The 16,313-nt window shown below is 77.6% G+C and carries 17 protein-coding genes; 14 read left to right on the top strand and 3 right to left on the bottom strand.

Annotated elements, in window-relative coordinates; all coding sequences use genetic code 11:
• Positions 1-7 precede the first annotated feature (7 nt).
• Positions 8-1,156: a cystathionine gamma-synthase gene (locus tag ACI79O_RS03170; RefSeq protein WP_456887966.1), complete on the bottom strand. Its 1,149-nt coding sequence runs from the start codon at positions 1,154-1,156 to the stop codon at positions 8-10.
• Positions 1,153-2,550 (bottom strand): cystathionine beta-synthase, encoded by a 1,398-nt coding sequence (locus ACI79O_RS03165; protein WP_456913352.1) that lies wholly within the window; start codon positions 2,548-2,550, stop codon positions 1,153-1,155. The genes ACI79O_RS03170 and ACI79O_RS03165 overlap by 4 nt, the downstream gene beginning before the upstream one ends.
• A 145-nt stretch (positions 2,551-2,695) precedes the next feature.
• On the opposite strand from ACI79O_RS03165, the gene ACI79O_RS03160 reads away from it, so the two are divergent.
• Positions 2,696-3,487, top strand: coding sequence for an aldo/keto reductase (locus ACI79O_RS03160; RefSeq protein WP_456913350.1), 792 nt, complete (start codon positions 2,696-2,698; stop codon positions 3,485-3,487).
• A 5-nt stretch (positions 3,488-3,492) separates the two neighbouring features.
• Here the strand turns inward: ACI79O_RS03160 and ACI79O_RS03155 are convergent, their stop codons facing one another.
• Positions 3,493-3,984, bottom strand: coding sequence for a hypothetical protein (locus ACI79O_RS03155; protein ID WP_456913349.1), 492 nt, complete (start codon positions 3,982-3,984; stop codon positions 3,493-3,495).
• A gap of 98 nt (positions 3,985-4,082) precedes the next feature.
• Here ACI79O_RS03155 and ACI79O_RS03150 point away from each other — a divergent pair, with 98 nt between their 5' ends.
• From ACI79O_RS03150 to ACI79O_RS03090, 13 genes are all read left to right on the top strand, one after another.
• Positions 4,083-5,096: an aldo/keto reductase gene (locus ACI79O_RS03150; protein ID WP_456913348.1), complete on the top strand. Its 1,014-nt coding sequence runs from the start codon at positions 4,083-4,085 to the stop codon at positions 5,094-5,096.
• Positions 5,093-5,878 carry an alpha/beta fold hydrolase gene (locus ACI79O_RS03145; protein ID WP_456887974.1) on the top strand — a complete coding sequence of 262 codons (786 nt, stop codon included), beginning with the start codon at positions 5,093-5,095 and terminating at the stop codon, positions 5,876-5,878. Before ACI79O_RS03150 ends, ACI79O_RS03145 begins: the two co-directional genes overlap by 4 nt.
• A complete protein-coding gene (locus ACI79O_RS03140) occupies positions 5,875-6,378 on the top strand; it encodes an XdhC family protein (protein ID WP_456887976.1) in 504 nt (167 codons plus the stop codon). The genes ACI79O_RS03145 and ACI79O_RS03140 overlap by 4 nt, the downstream gene beginning before the upstream one ends.
• On the top strand, positions 6,375-7,718 hold the full coding sequence (locus tag ACI79O_RS03135) for an FGGY family carbohydrate kinase (RefSeq protein WP_456913347.1): 1,344 nt from the start codon (positions 6,375-6,377) through the stop codon (positions 7,716-7,718). The genes ACI79O_RS03140 and ACI79O_RS03135 overlap by 4 nt, the downstream gene beginning before the upstream one ends.
• A gap of 91 nt (positions 7,719-7,809) precedes the next feature.
• Positions 7,810-8,004: a hypothetical protein gene (locus ACI79O_RS03130; RefSeq protein WP_456874494.1), complete on the top strand. Its 195-nt coding sequence runs from the start codon at positions 7,810-7,812 to the stop codon at positions 8,002-8,004.
• A gap of 340 nt (positions 8,005-8,344) precedes the next feature.
• Positions 8,345-8,968 carry a YceD family protein gene (locus ACI79O_RS03125; RefSeq protein WP_456890547.1) on the top strand — a complete coding sequence of 208 codons (624 nt, stop codon included), beginning with the start codon at positions 8,345-8,347 and terminating at the stop codon, positions 8,966-8,968.
• A gap of 2 nt (positions 8,969-8,970) precedes the next feature.
• The gene (gene rpmF, locus ACI79O_RS03120) at positions 8,971-9,150 is read left to right on the top strand and encodes a 50S ribosomal protein L32 (protein WP_089402499.1); all 180 of its coding nucleotides are present in this window, start codon (positions 8,971-8,973) and stop codon (positions 9,148-9,150) included.
• Positions 9,151-9,194: 44 nt separating this feature from the next.
• Positions 9,195-9,941 carry a ribonuclease III gene (rnc, locus tag ACI79O_RS03115; protein WP_456878039.1) on the top strand — a complete coding sequence of 249 codons (747 nt, stop codon included), beginning with the start codon at positions 9,195-9,197 and terminating at the stop codon, positions 9,939-9,941.
• Positions 9,942-9,945: 4 nt separating this feature from the next.
• Positions 9,946-10,821, top strand: a complete 876-nt coding sequence (gene mutM / locus ACI79O_RS03110; RefSeq protein ID WP_456890548.1) for a bifunctional DNA-formamidopyrimidine glycosylase/DNA-(apurinic or apyrimidinic site) lyase — start codon at positions 9,946-9,948, stop codon at positions 10,819-10,821.
• Positions 10,818-11,093 (top strand): acylphosphatase, encoded by a 276-nt coding sequence (locus tag ACI79O_RS03105; protein WP_456890549.1) that lies wholly within the window; start codon positions 10,818-10,820, stop codon positions 11,091-11,093. Before mutM ends, ACI79O_RS03105 begins: the two co-directional genes overlap by 4 nt.
• A gap of 151 nt (positions 11,094-11,244) precedes the next feature.
• Positions 11,245-11,448 (top strand): hypothetical protein, encoded by a 204-nt coding sequence (locus ACI79O_RS03100; protein WP_089402502.1) that lies wholly within the window; start codon positions 11,245-11,247, stop codon positions 11,446-11,448.
• A gap of 97 nt (positions 11,449-11,545) precedes the next feature.
• The gene (smc, locus tag ACI79O_RS03095; RefSeq protein WP_456913346.1) at positions 11,546-15,112 is read left to right on the top strand and encodes a chromosome segregation protein SMC; all 3,567 of its coding nucleotides are present in this window, start codon (positions 11,546-11,548) and stop codon (positions 15,110-15,112) included.
• 100 nt (positions 15,113-15,212) lie between these two features.
• Complete coding sequence (locus ACI79O_RS03090; protein WP_456890551.1) at positions 15,213-16,205, top strand: aldo/keto reductase; 993 nt, start codon at positions 15,213-15,215, stop codon at positions 16,203-16,205.
• Positions 16,206-16,313: the final 108 nt, after the last annotated feature.

Genomic DNA, 16,313 nt, shown 5'->3' with positions numbered 1-16,313 from the left:
CGGCGGGTCAGGCCAGCGCCTGCTCCAGGTCGGCGAGCAGGTCGTCGGCGTCCTCGATGCCCACCGACAGCCGCACCAGGTCGGCCGGCACCTCCAGCGGGGAGCCGGCGGCGCTGGCGTGGGTCATGCGGTGCGGGTGCTCGATGAGCGACTCGACGCCGCCGAGGGACTCGGCCAGCGTGAACAGCCGCGCCCGCTCGCACACCCGCAGTGCGGCCTCCTCGCCGGCGGCCAGCCGGAACGACAGCATCCCGCCGAAGCCCGACATCTGCTTCGCGGCGATGTCGTGGCCGGGGTGGTCGGGCAGGCCGGGGTAGAGGACGGCCGACACCGCGTCGTGCCCGAGCAGGAACTCGGCGATGCGGCCGGCGTTGGCCTGGTGCCGGTCCATGCGGACGCCGAGGGTCTTGATGCCGCGCACCACCAGCCAGTCCGACAGCGGCCCGGACACCGCGCCCATCGCGTTCTGGTTGAAGACCAGCTGCCCGGCGAGGTCGTCGTCGCGGACGACCAGCGCCCCGCCGACGACGTCGGAGTGCCCGCCGAGGTACTTGGTGGTCGAGTGCACGACGACGTCGGCGCCCAGGGTCAGCGGCCGCTGCAGGTAGGGCGAGGCGAAGGTGTTGTCCACGACCAGGATCGCGCCGGCCTCGTGCGCGATCTCGGCGGTCAGGGCGATGTCGGCGACGTTGAGCAGCGGGTTGGTCGGCGTCTCGCACCAGACCACCCGGGTGCTGCCCGGCCGGATCGCGGCGCGCAGGGCGTCGGGGTCGTTGAGGTCGGCCGGGGTGTGCTCGACACCCCAGCGCGAGACCACCTTCGAGATGAGCCGGAACGTGCCGCCGTAGGCGTCGCCGCCGAGGACGACGTGGCTGCCCGGCTCGCACACGGTGCGCAGCAGGGTGTCCTCGGCGGCCAGGCCGGAGGCGAACGCCAGGCCCGCGGTGCCCTCCTCGAGCGAGGCCAGCAGCTCCTGCAGGGCGTCGCGGGTGGGGTTGGCGCTGCGGGCGTACTCGTAGCCGTTGCGCAGCCCGCCGACGCCGTCCTGCTTGAAGGTGGTGGCCAGGTGCAGCGGGACGACGACCGCGCCGGTGGCGGGGTCGGGGTCCTGCCCGGCGTGGATGGCGCGGGTGTCGAAGCCGGAGAACTCGGTCACCGGGTCACCCCGGCGAGGTGGCCGAGCACGTCCTGCCGGGTGACGACGCCGGCGGGCTTGCCGTCGACGTGCACGATGAGCGCGTCGGCCTCGCCGAACTCGGCCACCGCGGCGCTGACCGGCTCGCCGGACCCGATGATCGGCAGCGGCGCGGACATGTGCTTCTCCACCCGGTCCGACAGCGACGCCCGCCCGGCGAACAGCGCGTCGAGCAGCACCTTCTCGTCGACCGAGCCGACCACCTCGCCGGCGGTCACCGGCGGCTCCGCCTTGACCACGGGCATCTGGCTGACGCCGTACTCGCGCAGGATGTCGATCGCGTCGCGCACCGTCTCGTTGGGGTGGGTGTGCACGAGCACGGGGGTGGCGCCGGCCCCGTTGCGTGACTTGGCCTCGAGCAGCTCGCCGACGGTCTCCCCGCCGGTGGTCACGTCGAGGAAGCCGTAGTCGGCCATCCACTGGTCGTTGAAGATCTTGTTCAGGTAGCCGCGGCCGCCGTCGGGCAGCAGCACGACGACGACGTCGTCCTTGGTCAGCTCCTCCGCCGCGCGCAGCGCGCCGGCGACGGCCATCCCGCAGGAGCCGCCCACGAGCAGGCCCTCCTCGCGCGCCAGCCGGCGGGTCATGTGGAACGAGTCGGCGTCGGACACCGGGACGATCTCGTCGGCGATGCCGCGGTCGTAGGCGTCGGGCCAGAAGTCCTCACCGACGCCCTCGACCAGGTAGGGCCGGCCGGTGCCGCCGGAGTACACCGACCCCTCCGGGTCGACGCCGACCACGCGCACGCGGCCGTCGGAGGCCTCCTTGAGGTAGCGGCCGATGCCGCTGATCGTGCCGCCGGTGCCCACGCCGGTGACGAAGCAGGTCACCTTCCCCTCGGTCTGCTCCCAGATCTCCGGGCCGGTGGTCTCGTAGTGCGAGCGCGGGTTGGCCGGGTTGGCGTACTGGTCGGGCTTCCACCCGCCGGGGGTCTCGCGGGCCAGCCGGTCGGAGACCGAGTAGTAGGAGCGCGGGTCGGCCGGGTCGACGGCGGTCGGGCAGACGTGCACCTCGGCGCCGTAGGCCCGCAGCACGTTGATCTTGTCCTGGCTGACCTTGTCGGGGCAGACGAACACGCACCGGTAGCCGCGCTGCTGGGCGACCAGCGCCAGCCCGATGCCGGTGTTGCCGCTGGTGGGCTCGACGATCGTCCCGCCGGGCTTCAGCTCCCCGCTGGCCTCGGCGTCGTCGACCATGCGCACGGCGATCCGGTCCTTCACCGAGCCGCCGGGGTTGAGGTACTCGACCTTGGCCAGCACCAGGGGGGCGTCCGGCCCGAGGTCGCGGGTGACCCGCGACAGCCGGACCAGCGGCGTGCCGCCGATCAGGTCGACGACGGACTCGGCGTACTGCACTCGGACCTCCTCGGCGGCGCCCCGGGCGGGTGCTCGCCGCTCCATCCCACCACCCGGGACGGGCCGGGGCGCGCGGGCCGGTCCCGGGCGGTGCGACGGCGGGCCCGCGGGTGTCGGCGGCGGCCGGCGCGGGCAGGGCAGCGGCATGACCGACGCCGCCCCTGACGCCGTCCCCGCCGTCCCGCTCGACGGCGGCGGCGCGATGCCGCTGCTCGGGTTCGGCACCTGGCAGCTGACCGGTGCGGCCTGCTACGACGCCGTCCGGACCGCCCTGGACGCCGGGTACCGGCACCTGGACACCGCGACGATGTACCGCAACGAGACCGAGGTCGGGCGGGCGCTGCGTGACGCCGGCGTCGACCGCGACGAGGTGTTCGTGACCACCAAGCTGCCGCCCCGGGAGGCCGGCCGGGCCGAGCAGACCCTGACCGCGTCGCTGGCCGCGCTCGGCCTGGACGCGGTCGACCTGTGGCTGGTGCACTGGCCGCCCGGCGGCGCGGGGGAACAGCTGTGGGAGCGGTTCGTCGCCGCCCGGGAGGCCGGCCGCGCCCGCGCCGTCGGCGTCAGCAACTACTCGCTGCAGCAGCTCGACCGGCTGACGCAGGCCACCGGGGTGACGCCGCAGGTCAACCAGGTCAGCTGGGCGCCGGCGCTCTACGACGCCGCCGTCGAGGCCGGGCACCGGGAGCGCGGCGTCGTCCTCGAGGGCTACAGCCCGTTCAAGAACACCGACCTGCGCGACCAGGTGCTGCGCGAGGTCGCCGACGCGCACGGCGTCACCCCGGCGCAGGTGGTGCTGCGCTGGCACCTCGAGCACGGGGTCGTCGTCATCCCCAAGTCGGCCACCCCGGAGCGGATCCGGGCCAACCTCGCGATCGGGGGCTTCTCCCTGGCGAGGGAGGAGGTGGCCCGCGTCGACGGCCTGGCGCGGCGCTGAGCGCGTCAGGCGCGCCCGGTCACCGGCGGCCGGGGCCGGCCGGCCAGGGCGGGCCGGACGTCGACCATCGGCGCGACCAGTCCCGTGGTCGGCCGCCGGATGGGAGCGGGGCTGGGCCTGGCGGTGCGGCGCCGGCGTCGCGACCGCAGCGCGGTGAGCAGGTCCAGCAGGGTCAGGGCCGATGCCCCGACGACCACGTTGCCGAGCCGACGCTCGCGCTCGCCGCTGCGGTTGGCCAGCGCGACGCCCATGGCGGCCAGGTCGACGGCGTCGCCCAGGACGCGGGTCCACGCCCAGCCGGGACGGCCGGCGAGCAGGCCGGCGGCGTGGGCGAGCTCCCGGGCGCCGACGGCGGTGATGACGGGCAGCGCGACGGGGGAGTCGTCGACCCCGGCGAGGCGGGCGACGCCCTGCGGCGAGACGAGCATCGAGGTGCCCAGGCCCAGGCTGGCCAGGCCGAGCAACCGGGCCGTGCGTCGGCCGGAACGCGCGCTCATCGGTCCTCCCGGGGGTCGCTGTCCCGGGCGGCTACCCGGGTGCCGGGCGGGGAAACGGCCGGTGGCGTGCGGTCGCCGGCCGGGACGAGGATGCGGGCATGACCTCTCCCGCCGGTCCGCGCACGCTCGGCCGCGATGGCCTGACCGTCTCCGCGCTGGGGCTGGGCTGCATGGGCATGAGCCAGATGTACGGCGCGGCCGACCGCGCCGAGTCGCTCGCGACGATCCACCGGGCCCTCGACCTGGGGGTGACGTTCCTCGACACCGCCGACGTCTACGGCGACGGGCACAACGAGGAGCTGGTCGGCGAGGCGATCCGCGGCCGCCGCGACGAGGTGCAGCTGGCGACCAAGTTCTCGCTGCGGCGCAACGACCGCGGGGGCATGGACATCGACGGCCGGCCGGAGAACGTGCGCGCCTGCGCCGAGGCGAGCCTGCGCCGGTTGGGCGTCGACGTGATCGACCTCTACTACCAGCACCGGGTCGACCCGCGGGTGCCGATCGAGGACACCGTCGGGGCGATGGCCGGGCTGGTGGAGCAGGGCACGGTGCGGTTCCTCGGGCTGTCGGAGGCCTCCGCGGCGTCGGTCCGCCGGGCGGCCGCGGTCGCCCCGATCGCGGCGCTGCAGAGCGAGTGGTCGCTGTGGACCCGGGACGTGGAGGCCGAGGTCCTCGGCGTCGCCCGCGAGCACGGCATCGGCGTCGTCCCGTTCAGCCCGCTGGGCCGCGGCTTCCTCACCGGGGCGATCCGCAGCCCCGCGGACTTCGCCGACGACGACTGGCGGCGCGGCCACCCGCGCTTCACCGGGGAGGCGTTCGCGGCCAACCTGCGGCTGGTCGACGCCGTCCGGGCGCTGGCGGAGAAGAAGGGGTGCACGCCCGGGCAGCTCGCGCTGGCCTGGGTGCTGGCGCAGGGCGGGGACGTCGTGCCGATCCCCGGCACCAAGCGGCGCCCGTACCTGGAGGAGAACGCCGGGGCGCTCGCGGTGTCGCTGTCGGAGGACGACCTGCGGCGGCTCGGCGAGATCGCACCGCCCGGGGTCGCGCAGGGCGGCCGGTACGCCGACGCCTCCTACGCCTACGGCGACAGCCCGGAGCGGGGCGCCGCGTGACCGCGACGAGGGTCCCGCTGCGGGTGCCCGGCGCCGACGGCGTCGCGGTCGCGGTGCACCGGTGGGGGGAGCCGGGCGGGCTCCCGCCGGTCTACCTGCAGCACGGCTTCGTCGCCGACACCCGGCTCAACTGGGTGGGCACGGGGACGGTCGCGGTCCTGCTGGCGGCCGGGCGGGAGGTCGTGGGGGTCGACGCCCGCGGGCACGGGCGGTCGGACAAGCCGCACGACCCCACCGCCTACGGCGAGCCCCGGATGGCCGACGACCTGCGGCGGGTGGCCGACGCGCTCGGCCACGACGCGTTCGACCTGGTCGGCTACTCGATGGGGGCGACGGTGGCGATGCTGGTCGCCGTCGCCGACCGGCGGGTGCGCCGGCTGGTGGTCGGCGGCGCCGGTGCGGCGTTCGTCGAGCGCGGCGGTGCCGAGCGCCGCGCCGGGCTGATGGCCGCGCTGGCCGCCGCGCTCGAGGCGGCCGACGTCGCCGACGTCCGCGATCCCCGGACCGTCCTGTTCCGCCGGATGGCCGACGCCATGGACGCCGACCGGCGCGCGCTGGCCGCGCACGCCCGCGCGGTGCACGCCACCGGTGCCGACCTGGCCGCCATCACCGCGGCCACGCTCGTCCTCGCCGGCGACGCCGATCCGCTGGCGGCCCGCCCGGAGACGCTCGCCGCGGCCATCCCCGGCGCCCGGCTGCGGATCGTCCCGGGCGACCACACGACCGTGCTCCGGACGCCGGCCTTCGCGGCGGCGATCGCCGGGTTCCTGGGGGAGCCGTGACCGATCCGACCTGCGGCGTCGCCCACGGCGCTCCGGCCCCGGAGGCGACCGGGCGGGTGCTCGTGGCGGTGTTCGACTCGCCGGTGGCCGCGGTGCTGCTGCGGTGGGCGCCGGAGCTGGGCTTCCGCACCGTGCTGCTCGACCCGGACCCCGGCCGCGGCGCCGGCGTCGTGTCCCTCGACGACGTCCCGGGCGACCTGTCCTCCGCCGACGTCGTGGTCACCGACCACCACCGGCCCGAGCTCGGTGAGGTGCTGCGCGACGCGCTGGCCCGGCGGGTGCGCTGGGTCGGCGTCATGGGCAACCCCCGCCACGAGGGACCGCACGTCGCGGCGCTGGCCGCGCTCGGTGTCCCGCCGGAGGAGGTGGCCCGCGTGCACCGGCCGATCGGCCTGGACATCGGCTCGCGCACGCCGGCGGAGATCGCGCTGAGCACGCTGGCGGGGCTGCTCGCCGACCGCAACGGCCGCTCCGGCGGGTCCGCCCACCGCCCGCGGTGAGCGCCGTCCTGCTCGGCGCCGACCTGGGCACCAGCGGTCTGAAGCTGGTGGCGCTGGGCGAGGACGGCCGGCTCGTCGCCGAGACGGAGGCCGGCTACCCGGTCGAGAGCCCGCACGAGGGGTGGGCCGAGTGCGCCGTCGGCACCTGGCGGGCGGCGCTGGACGACGCGCTGACCCGGCTGCTGCCGGAGCTCGACGGGCGGCCGGTGGCCGGGCTCGGCCTGTCCGGTCAGATGCACGGCACGGTCCTGGTCGACGACGCCGGCGCCGCGCTCGGCCCGGCGGTGCTGTGGCCCGACCGGCGAGCCGCCGCCGAGGTCGCCCGCTGGCGCGCGCTGCCGGCCGCCGACCGCGCGGCGCTGGCCAACCCGCTGGTCCCCGGGATGACCGGTCCGGTGCTCGCCTGGCTGGCCGCGCACCGGCCGGACCGGGTCGCCCGCGCGGCCGCCGTCCTGCTGCCCAAGGACGCGCTGCGGGCGGCCCTGCTGCCCGGCTCCGACCCGCGGGTCACCGACCGCAGCGACGCCTCGGCGACGCTGCTGTGGGACGTCGTCGCCGACGGCTGGTCCGACGCCGCCCGGGCCGCGGCGGGGGTGCCCGCGGACCTGCTGCCCGCGGTGCGGCCCTCGGCGGAGGTGGCGGGCGGCGCCGTGCTCGGCGGTGTGCAGGTGCCGGTCGTCGTCGGCGGTGCGGACACCCCGCTGGCGATGCTGGCCGCCGGTGCCGGTGCGGCGCTGCAGGTCAACCTCGGCACCGGCGCGCAGGTGCTGCGCCCGGGCTGGACGCCCGTCCCGGCCGACGACCCGCCCGTGCACGGCTACGCCGACACCGGCGAGGGCTGGTACGCGATGGCCGCGCTGCAGAACGGCGCCTCGGCCTGGGCGTGGGCGGCCGGCGTGCTCGGCGTCCCGCCCGCGGAGCTGTTCGACCTGGCGGGGACGGCGCGGCCCGGTGCCGGGGGAGCGGTGTTCCGGCCGTTCCTCACCGGTGAGCGCGGCGGCGTCGCCGGGCCCGACGACCGCGCCGCCTGGACCGGGCTGTCGGCCGGGACCACCCGCGCCGACCTGGCCCGGGCCGCGGTCGAGGGGGTGCTGTCGGCCGTGGCGGCCGCCGCCGCGCTGCTCGGCGGAGCGCCGGACGACCCGGCCGTCCTCACCGGCGGCGGGGGGCGTTCCCCGCTGGTCCGGCAGGTGTTGGCCGACCTGCTGGAGCGGCCGGTGACGTACCTGCCGCTGCGCAGCGCGTCGGCGGTCGGCGCGGCCGTGCTGGCCGGGCGCGGGGTGGGCCGGCCGGTGGAACCCGAGCGGTCGCCGTCGCCGCCGGTCCTCCCGCGCACCTGACCGGCCCGGCGCCGCGGAACGGTGCCCCGGCGCCGGCCGTTGACCGGGACGAGGGGCCCGCCACGGGGCCCGGCGAGAGGAGACGCACGACATGGCGTCGGTGTTCGACAAGGTGGCCCAGTTCGCCCGCAGCCCGAAGGGCCAGCAGGCCCTGCGGCAGGTGTCGGAGAAGGCCCAGCAGATGGCCAAGGACCCCAAGACCAAGGCCCGGATCGACGACGCCCGCCGCCGGTTCTCCGGCGGGCGCGGCACCGGCACCGGCGGCGGGACCACCCCCACCGCCTGAGACGGACTCCGCCGGGGGGGGGGGGGGGGGGGGGGGGGGGGGGGGGGGGGGGGAGGGGGGGGGGGGGGGGGGGGGGGGGGGGGGGCGGGGGGGGGGGGGGGGGGGGGGGGGGGGGGGGGGGGGGGGGGGGGGCGGCAACATACTTGGACCCGAACCCCCGGGGCCCCACCCCCCCCGCCCCGGGGGTGGGCGCCCCCCCCCACGATCAGGGACCCTGATCGTGGCCCACCATCGGCCGGACGGTGTCGCCGTGGGATCGGGTAGTCTCGGATGCTGGTCCGACTGCCGGTGCCCGTCCCCGGCCGGGCTCCCTCCACCCCCCACGACCGCGAGTACCGACATGCCTGCCGCACCATCCGATCGACGAGGCGCCGCGTCCACCGACGCCCGGCGCCCCGCCGCCAACCCCTGGGCCGTCGAGCTGCGCGAGCTCGGGCGCCGGGCGGGCTCCATGCAGGAGCTCGACCGCACCGTCCCGGCGCCCGCGGGCTGGCGGCTCGAGCTGGTGGGCGTGCCCGAGGGCGCCCCGGTGCACCTGCGGCTGCGGCTGGAGTCGGTGATGGAGGGCGTGCTGGTCTCCGGCGACGTCGAGGTCCCGGTCGAGGGCCAGTGCGCCCGCTGCCTGGACCCGGTCGAGGACACCCTCGAGCTCGACGTCCAGGAGCTCTACGCCTACCCCGGCAGCACCACCGAGGCCACGAGCGAGGAGGACGAGGTCCGCCTCGTCGAGGGCGAGCGCATCGACCTCGAGCCGATGGTCCGCGACACCGTCGTCCTCGCCCTGCCGCTCTCGCCCACCTGCTCCGAGGACTGCTCCGGGCTGTGCTCCGGCTGCGGGCAGCGCCTCGACGACCTCCCGGCCGACCACTCCCACGAGCTGGTCGACCCCCGCTGGGCCGGCCTCGCCGGCCGTTTCACCACCGGAGCGGTCGACGACCGTCCGGGCGACCCTGAGGAGAACTGACCGTGGCCGTCCCGAAGCGGAAGATGTCCCGCGCCAACACCCGCGCCCGCCGGTCGCAGTGGAAGGCGAGCGCCCCCACGCTCGCCCCCTGCCCGAACCGCGCCTGCGGCCAGCTCAAGCCGCCGCACCAGGCCTGCCCGAACTGCGGCCAGCACGCCGGCCGCCAGGTCCTCTCCGTCTGACCCGGCCGGACGTGGGCAGCGCCGCCCGTACCCCGGTCATCCCCGTGGGCGACTCCCCGGCGGGGCAGGCGCACGCCGACCGCGCGGCCGCCTGGCTGCTCGACGCCCTCGGCGTCGAGCTGCCCGGCGGCCTGCTGGCGCTGGCGCTGACCCACCGCTCCTACGCGTACGAGCACGGCGGCCTGCCCACCAACGAGCGCCTGGAGTTCCTCGGCGACGCGGTGCTCGGCCTGGTCGTCACCGACGAGCTCTACCGCAGCCAGCCCGACCTGCCCGAGGGCCGGCTGGCCAAGCTGCGCGCCTCGGTGGTCAACATGAACTCCCTCGCCGGCGTGGCCCGGCGGCTGGGCGCCGGTGGACTGGGCCCGCACCTGCTGCTCGGCCGCGGCGAGGAGACCACCGGCGGGCGGGAGAAGGACTCGATCCTCGCCGACGCGCTGGAGGCGCTGATCGGGGCGGTGCACCTGGGCATCGGGCTCGACGTCGCCAGCGCGATCGTGCACCGGCTGTTCGACCCGCTGCTGGTCGTGGCCGCCACGCGCGGCGCGGGGCTGGACTGGAAGACCAGCCTGCAGGAGCTCGGCGCCGCCCGCGGCCTGGGCGCCCCCGTCTACGACGTCACCGACGAGGGCCCGCCGCACGCCAAGAAGTTCACCGCGGCGGTGTCGCTGGCCGGCGTCGTCCGCGGGACCGGCACCGGCCGCACCAAGAAGGCCGCCGAGCAGGAGGCCGCGGAGGCCGCTTGGCAGGCGATCTCGGCCGAGGAGCCGGGCGCCCCCGCCGGGGAGTAGCGACGTGCCCGAGCTGCCCGAGGTCGAGGTGGTGCGGCGCGGCCTGGAGCGCTGGGTCGCCGGCCGCACCGTGGCCGGCGTCGAGGTGCGCCACCCGCGCGCCGTCCGCCGGCACCTCGAGGGCGCCGAGCACTTCGTCGAGGCGCTCACCGGCCGCACCTTCGCCGCCGCCCACCGCCGCGGCAAGTACCTGTGGCTGCCGCTCACCGAGCCCGACGGCGCCCCGTCCGGGCGGGCCATGGTCGCCCACCTGGGCATGAGCGGGCAGCTGCTGGTCGAGAAGCGCTCCCAGCCCGACGAGACCCACCTGCGCGCCCGGTTCACCTTCACCGACGGCGGCCGCGAGCTGCGCTTCGTCGACCAGCGGACATTCGGCGGGCTCGCCGTGGAGGACGCCGACGGGCACGCGATCCCCGACCGCCTGGCGCACATCGCCATCGACCCGCTCGACGGCTCCTTCGACGCCGACGCGTTCAGCGCGGCCCTGCGCCGCCGCCGCACCGAGGTCAAGCGCGCGCTGCTCGACCAGACCCTGATCGGCGGGGTCGGCAACATCTACGCCGACGAGGCGCTGTGGCGGGCGCGGCTGCACGGCAACCGCCCCACCGACCGGCTCACCCGGGCCCAGGTGTCCGACCTGCTGGAGGGGGTCCGGGACGTGCTGACCGAGAGCCTGGCGCAGGGCGGCACCTCCTTCGACTCGCTCTACGTCGACGTCAACGGGCAGAGCGGCTACTTCTCCCGGCACCTGGCCGTCTACGGCCAGGCCGACCGGCCCTGCCCGCGGTGCGGGACGCCGATCGTGCGCGAGTCCTTCATGAACCGGTCGAGCTACAGCTGCCCGACCTGCCAGCCGCGCCCGCGGGCGAGGCGGTCGTGAACGACGTCGTCCGGGTGCACGCGCTGGTCTCCGGGCACGTGCAGGGCGTCGGCTACCGCTGGTTCGTCCGCGGCCTGGCCGACGCCGCCGGGCTGTCGGGCTGGGCGCGGAACCTGCCCGACGGGCGCGTCGAGGTCGAGCTCGAGGGGCCGGCCGACACGGTGCGCACCGTCGTCGCCGCCCTCGACGGGCCCCGCGCGCCCGGAGCGGTCACCGCGGTGGTGCACGAGCAGCGCGCGGTGCAGGGGAGTGCCGGGTTCACGACGGCGTGACGAAGGCGACATCCCCCCGACACGGCGGCCCTCCGGTGGTGCCGTTGACCTGCGTGTCCGGGGGTGTCACCCTGGGGGTACCGAGCCCGCGCCGACCGACTTCTCGGGGCGGCGGGCACTCCCTCTCGCTGTCGGAAAGGCCGTTTCCGCCATGGCCAAGGCCCTCTTCGGTTCTGTCGTATCCCCCGCGGAGCTCCGCGTCCTCGACGAGAACGCGGTCCTGCGCGCCAAGGTGCGCCGCCTGGAGCAGGAGCTGACCGAACTGCGCGCCCAGCGGGACGCCGCGCGCGACGCCGTGATCGCCTCCGAGCTGCTCAGCCTGGCCGGCGACAACGCCCAGCCGGCTCTCGCCTAGCTGAAGGACCCCCTGCCCCCCGCCGCTCGCACGCTCGCGGCGGGACCCTGCAGGGGGCCGACCGCGGGCTGCGTCCCGTGGCCAGGTCCCTGATCCCGTGCACCTCTCCGCCCTGACGCTCAAGGGCTTCAAGTCCTTCGCGTCGGCCACGACGCTGCGCCTGGAACCGGGCATCACCGCCGTCGTCGGCCCCAACGGCTCGGGCAAGTCCAACGTCGTCGACGCCATCGCCTGGGTCCTCGGCGAGCAGGGCGCGAAGACCCTGCGCGGCGGCAAGATGGAGGACGTCATCTTCGCCGGCACCGCCGGCCGCCCCGCGCTGGGCCGCGCCGAGGTGACGCTGACGATCGACAACGCCGACGGCGCGCTGCCGATCGACTACACCGAGGTCTCGGTCACCCGCCGCATGTACCGCTCCGGCGAGAGCGAGTACGAGATCAACGGCGACAAGGTGCGCCTGCTCGACGTCCAGGAGCTGCTCAGCGACGCCGGCATCGGCCGGGAGATGCACGTCATCGTCGGGCAGGGGCAGCTCGACGCCGTCCTGTCCGGGCGCCCCGAGGACCGCCGCGCCTTCATCGAGGAGGCCGCCGGCGTCCTCAAGCACCGCAAGCGCAAGGAGAAGGCCCTCCGCAAGCTCGACGCGATGCAGGCCAACCTCGACCGGCTGGCCGACCTCACCGCGGAGCTGCGCCGCCAGCTCAAGCCGCTGGGGCGGCAAGCGGAGGTCGCCCGCCGGGCCGCCGGCGTGCAGGCCGAGCTGCGCGACGCGCGACTGCGGCTGCTCGCCGACGACCTGGTCGGCCTGCGCGACGCGCTGGAGAAGGACGTCGCCGACGAGGCCGCCGCCCGCGCGCGCCGCGCCGTCGTGGAGGCCGAGCTGGGCGGCGTCTCCCGCCGGGAGAGCGAGCTGGAGGCGGCGCTGGCCGCCGACGCCCCGCGGCTGGGCGCCGCGCAGGACACCTGGTACCGGCTCTCCGCGCTGACCGAGCGCTTCCGCGGCGTCGCGCAGCTGGCCGCCGAGCGGCACCGTCACCTGTCCGCGCCGGGCCCGGCGGGCGGCGGCGGCCGCGACCCCGAGCAGCTCGACGCCGAGGCCGACCGGGTCGCCGCCACCGAGGCCGAGCTCGCGGCCGGGCTGGAGGCCGAGCGCGGCCGGCTGGCCGCTGCCGTCGCCGCCCGCGTGCAGCTGGAGGAGGCGCTGGCCGCCGAGGAGCGCGCCTGGGTGGCCGCCACCCGTGCGCTCGCCGACCGCCGGGAGGGCCTGGCCCGGCTCTCGGGCAAGGTCGCTGCCGGCCGCTCCCGGGCGGCCGCGGGGCAGGCCGAGGCGCAGCGGCTCGCGCAGGCGGCCGCGGAGGCGGCCGGCCGGGCCGAGGCCGCGCAGGCCCGCCTCGACGAGCGCCGGGCCGGGGTCTCCGACGCCGACGACGAGGACGTCGCGCTGGTCGCCGCGCACACCGACGCCGTGAGCGCGCACACCGCCGCCGCCCGCGCGGTGACCGAGCTCGCCGACGCCGAGCGCGCCGCCGAGCGCGACCGCGCCTCCTGGGCGGCCCGCCGCGACGCCCTCGCACTCGGCCTGGCCCCGGCCGACGGCGCCGCGGCCGTCCTCGCCTCCGGCCTGCCCGGCGTGCTCGGTCCGGTCACCGAGCGGGTCACCGTCGCCCCTGGCGCGGAGGTGCCGCTGGCGGCGGCGCTGGGCGGGCTGGCCGAGGCGGTCGTCGTCGCCGGGGTCGACGACGCCGCCGCCGCGCTGGCGCACCTGCGCGGCACCGGCGGGGGCCGGGCCGGGCTGCTGGTCACCGGCGGTCCGCCGCCGCTGCCGCGAGAGGGCTGGCCGGTGCTGCCCGAGGGCCTGCGGTGGGCGCTGGACCTCGTCGAGGCCCCGGAGGAGCTGCGGCCGGCGCTCGCGCGGGCGCTGGACCGGGTCGCCGTCGTCCCGAGCCTGGACGTCGCCGCCGCGCTGGTCGCCGCCCACCCCCGCGTCCGCGCGGTGACCGTCGACGGCGACGTCGTGGGCGCCGACCGGGCGTCGGGCGGGTCGGCCGACGCGCCGTCGGGCCTGGAGGTGCGGGCCCGGGTCGACGAGGCCGAGCGCGAGCTCGCCGCCGCCGCCGCGCGGGCCGCCGACCTCGCCGACCGGCTGGCCGCCGCCCGGGAGACCGCCCGCGCCCGGTCGGCCGACGTCGACACGGCCCTGGCCGCCCGGCAGGCCGCCGACCGCAGCCGCTCGAAGCTGGCCGCGGAGCTCGCCGAGCTCGGAGCCGCCGCCCGCTCGGCCGCCGCCGAGGCCGAGCGCACCGCGGCCGCACAGCGGCGGGCCGAGCGGGCGCTGGAGGAGTCCGCGGCCGGGCTGGCCGAGCTGGAGGCGCGGCTGGCCGAGGCCGAGGCCGCCCCGGCCGCGGCGGAGCCCTCCTCCGAGCAGCGCGACCGGCTGCGGCTGGAGACCGCCGCCGCCCGGCAGGCCGAGACCGAGGCCCGGCTCGCCGTGCGGACCGCCGAGGAGCGCGCCCGGGCGCTGTCCGGCCGCGCCGAGGCGCTGCGCCGCCAGGCGCGCCAGGAGCGGGCCGCCCGCGAGCGCGCCGCCGCCGCCGCGCTCGCCCGCCGCCGCGGTGCGGAGGTGGCCGCCCGCGTGCGCGCGGGCGCGGAGGAGGCGCTCACCGCGCTGGCCACCTCGCTGGCCCGGGCCGCCACCGAGCGCGACCGGCTGGCCGGCGAGCGCAGTACCCGCGAGGCCGAGCTGCTCGAGGTGCGCACCCGCGTCCGCGCCGCGACCGCCGAGCTCGAGCGGCTGACCGACGAGGTGCACCGCGACGAGGTCGCCCGCGCCGAGCAGCGGCTGCGCATCGAGGCGCTGGAGGAGCGCGCCGCCGAGGAGTTCGGCGTCGACCTGCCCACGCTGGTGGCCGAGTACGGCCCGGCCGCGCCCGTGCCGCCGGCCCCCGCGCAGCTGGCCGCCGCCGAGGCCGCGGGCGAGCCCGAGCCCGCGCCGGTGCCCTACGACCGGCCCGCCCAGGAGCGCCGCGCCGCCCGCGCCGAGCGCGACCTGGCCACCCTGGGCCGGGTCAACCCGCTGGCGCTGGAGGAGTTCGCGGCCCTGGAGGAGCGGCACACCTTCCTCGCCACGCAGCTGGAGGACCTGCGGGCCACCCGCCGTGACCTGCTCACCGTCGTCCGCGAGGTCGACGGGCGCATCCACGACGTCTTCGCCTCGGCGTTCGCCGACGTCGCCCGCGAGTTCGAGGGCGTCTTCGCCACGCTGTTCCCCGGCGGGCAGGGGCGGCTGGTGCTCACCGACCCCGAGGACATGCTCACCACGGGCGTGGAGATCGAGGCGCGCCCGCCGGGCAAGAAGGTCAAGCGGCTCTCGCTGCTGTCCGGCGGCGAGCGCTCGCTCACCGCCGTCGCGCTGCTGGTGGCGATCTTCCGCGCCCGGCCCTCGCCGTTCTACGTGCTCGACGAGGTCGAGGCCGCCCTCGACGACGTCAACCTGGGCCGGCTGCTCACCCTCGTCGAGCAGCTGCGGGCGACCTCGCAGCTCATCGTCATCACGCACCAGAAGCGCACGATGGAGATCGCCGACGCGCTCTACGGCGTGAGCATGCGCGGCGACGGCATCACCGGCGTCATCAGCCAGCGGTTGCGCGAGCCCGACCCCGTCTGACGCCGGGGCATGCCCGCCAGGCATGACGGCAGGCATTGGTCCCGCCGTGCGCGGCTCCCCGAGGCTGGGCACCGATGCACCCGGGAACCCAGGAGGACCCGTGACCGACCCGCTGCCCACCCGGACCCTCGGCGACCTGGCGGTGCCGGCCGTCGGCTTCGGCGCCATGGTGCTCAGCCCCGGCATGTACGGCGAGGTCGACGAGGAGCGGGCACAGCAGGCGCTGACGGCGGCGCTGGACGCGGGGGCCACGTTCGTCGACACCAGCGACGGCTACGGACCCGACGGGCACAACGAGCGGCTGGTCGGCCGCGCCGTGCGGGAGCGGCGTGACGAGGTGGTCCTCGCGACGAAGTTCGGGTTCCGCATCCCCGAAGGGGCGCCGGCGCACCGCTTCCCGGTCGGCTACGCGTACGGCGAGCTGGCCGTCAACGCCGATCCCCGGCACGTGCGCGCCTACGCCGAGCAGAGCCTGCGCGAGCTGGCCACCGACCGGATCGACCTGTACTACCCGCACTTCCCCGACCCGCAGGTGCCGCTGGCCGACACCGTGGGCGCGGTCGCCGAGCTGGTCGACGCCGGGCTGGTGCGTCACCTGGGCCTGTCGAACGTCACCGCGGCGCAGGTGCGCGAGGCGCACGCGGTGCACCCGGTGGCGGCCGTGCAGACCGAGTGGTCGATGTGGCGCCCGGTCGACCCGGACCTGCTCGCCACCACCCGCGAGCTCGGCATCGGGATCGTGGCCTGGTCACCGCTGGGCGGCGGCTTCCTGACCGGCACCGTCACCGCGCTCGCCGACGGCGACTTCCGGCACAACGCGCCGCGCTTCTCCGGCGCGGCGCTGGCCCGCAACAACGACCGGTACGCGCCGGTCCGCGCCCTGGCCGCGGAGCTGGGGCTGGCGCCGGGCCAGCTCGCGCTGGCGTGGCTGCTGGCGCAGGACCCGCACGTGGTGCCCATCCCGGGGAGCCGGACGCCGGCGCACGTGGTCGAGAACGTCGAGGCCGCCCGCGTCGCCCTCGACGCGGGGACGCTGCGCCGCGTCGACGCCGCGCTGGCCGCCTTCGAGCCCGAGGGCGGCACCCTCCTCTGAACGGGCGTGGGGGGGGGGGGGGGGGGGGGGGGGGGGCGGCGGGGGGGGGGGCGGGGGGGGGGGGGGGGGGGGGGGGGGGGGGGGGGGGGGGGGGGGGGGGGGGGGGGG

The sequence above is a fragment of the Geodermatophilus sp. SYSU D00696 genome (assembly GCF_054050235.1).
Note: the sequence above shows the minus strand (reverse complement) of the source record. Positions and strands in the feature narration are given on the sequence as shown.